1 protein-coding gene is annotated in these 1832 nt (G+C 68.9%); it reads right to left on the minus strand.

What is annotated here, in order from left to right; genetic code table 11:
* A partial coding sequence (locus tag GJ693_RS15800; RefSeq protein ID WP_235902993.1) for an ABC-F family ATP-binding cassette domain-containing protein occupies positions 1-1634 on the minus strand: 1634 nt, incomplete at its 3' end.
* Between the last annotated feature and the right edge of the window lie 198 nt (positions 1635-1832).

The raw sequence follows: 1832 nt of genomic DNA on the forward strand, positions 1-1832 counted from the left end.
TGGCGGCGGGCCTCCTTGGGATCGATGCGCGGCGCCCTGGCGGCGGCCGGCGCGGCCGCCGGGGTGCCGCTGCCGGGGCCCGACAGGATCAGCGCCTCATAATCATCGATGCTGCCTTCGAACGGGCTGGCCCGCCCTGAATCCACCAGCACCAGCCGATCGGCGCTGGCCTCGATCACGTGGCGATCGTGGCTGACCACCACCACCGCGCCCTCATAGCCGGCCAGCGCCTGCACCAGCGCCTCGCGGCTGTCGATGTCGAGGTGGTTGGTCGGCTCGTCGAGCACGATCAGGTGCGGCGCATCGCGGGTGACCAGCGCGAGCGCCAGCCGTGCCTTCTCGCCGCCGCTCATCGTGCCGATGCGCTGTTCCGCCAGCGGCCCGGTGAAGCCGAAACGGCCCAGTTGTGCGCGCACCGCACTGGGGCTGGCGCCCTTCATCGCCCGGCCCATCATCAGCACCGGCGTCGCGTCACCATCCAGCTCTTCCACCTGATATTGGGTGAAATAGCCCACCTTCAGCTTGCCCGAAGCGGCGCGGCTGCCTGCCATCGCCGGCAGTTGGCCGATCAGCAGGCGGGCCAGCGTCGTCTTGCCATTGCCGTTGCGACCCACCAGCGCCAGCCGGTCATCGGGATCGAGACGGATGTCGAGATTGTTCAGGATCGCCCGGCCGTCATAGCCGACATCGGCATGATCCAGCGTCACCAACGGCGGCCGCAAGGGCTCCGGGCTGGGGAAATCGAACTTCATGGTGGGATCGGTGGCAGCTTCGGCGACTGGCTGCATCTTGGCCAGCGCCTTGGCCCGGCTCTGCGCCTGCTTGGCGGTGGAGGCGCGGGCGGAGTTGCGCGCGATATAATCCTGCAGCTTGGCGCGCTGCAGCGCCTGGGCAGTGCGCGCGGCCTCCAGCTGGGCCAGCCGCTCGGCACGCTGGCGTTCGAAACTGTCGTAATTGCCGGAGTAAAGCTGCACCTTGCCGGCCTCGAGATGCAGGATCATCCCCGCCACCCGGTTGAGCAGATCGCGCTCGTGGGAAATCAGCACGATCAGGCCGGGATAGGATTTCAGGAAATTTTCCAGCCACAGCGCCGATTCCAGATCGAGGTGGTTCGACGGTTCGTCGAGCAGCAGCACATCGGGGCGGGTGAACAGCAGCGCCGCCAGCGCCACGCGCATGCGCCAGCCGCCGGAGAAGCTGTCGAGCGGGCGGCTCTGCATCTCTTCGTCAAAGCCGAGGCCCACCAGGATGCGCGCAGCGCGGGCCGGGGCGGTATGGGCATCAATGGCGATCAGCCGTTCGTGGATATCGGCGACGCGCTCCGGCGAGGCGCCAGCGTCTTCCTCGGCGATCAGCGCGGCGCGCTCGGTATCGGCGGCCAGCACCGTTTCGAACGGCGTGCCCTGCCCCATCGGCGCTTCCTGCTTCAACCAGCCCAGGCGGGTGCCGCGCGGCCGTTCGATGCTGCCGCCATCCGGTTCGATGGTGCCGGCCATCGCCTTCATCATCGTGGATTTGCCGGCGCCGTTGCGGCCGATCAGGCCGACACAGCCGCGCGGCGGCAGCGTGACCGACGCGCCATCGATCACCGGGCGGCCACCCATGCGGATGGTGAGATTCTGGACAGACAACATGCGGGCCGCCTAGCAGGATGCGCGACAGCCGGCTAGGCTATGGCCATGATCACGCGTCGATTGCTGATGGCCCTGCCCTTCGCGCTCGCCATGCCGGCGCTGGCGCAGCCGGCCGACACGCTGGCCGCCGCGCTGGTCGCATGTTGGCAGGCGCGCGGCGTCCGCTTCACGCGCGAACAGGTGATGGCCCGCATCGGC

The sequence above is a fragment of the Sandarakinorhabdus oryzae genome, from assembly GCF_009733735.1.
GTDB lineage: Bacteria > Pseudomonadota > Alphaproteobacteria > Sphingomonadales > Sphingomonadaceae > Sandarakinorhabdus > Sandarakinorhabdus oryzae.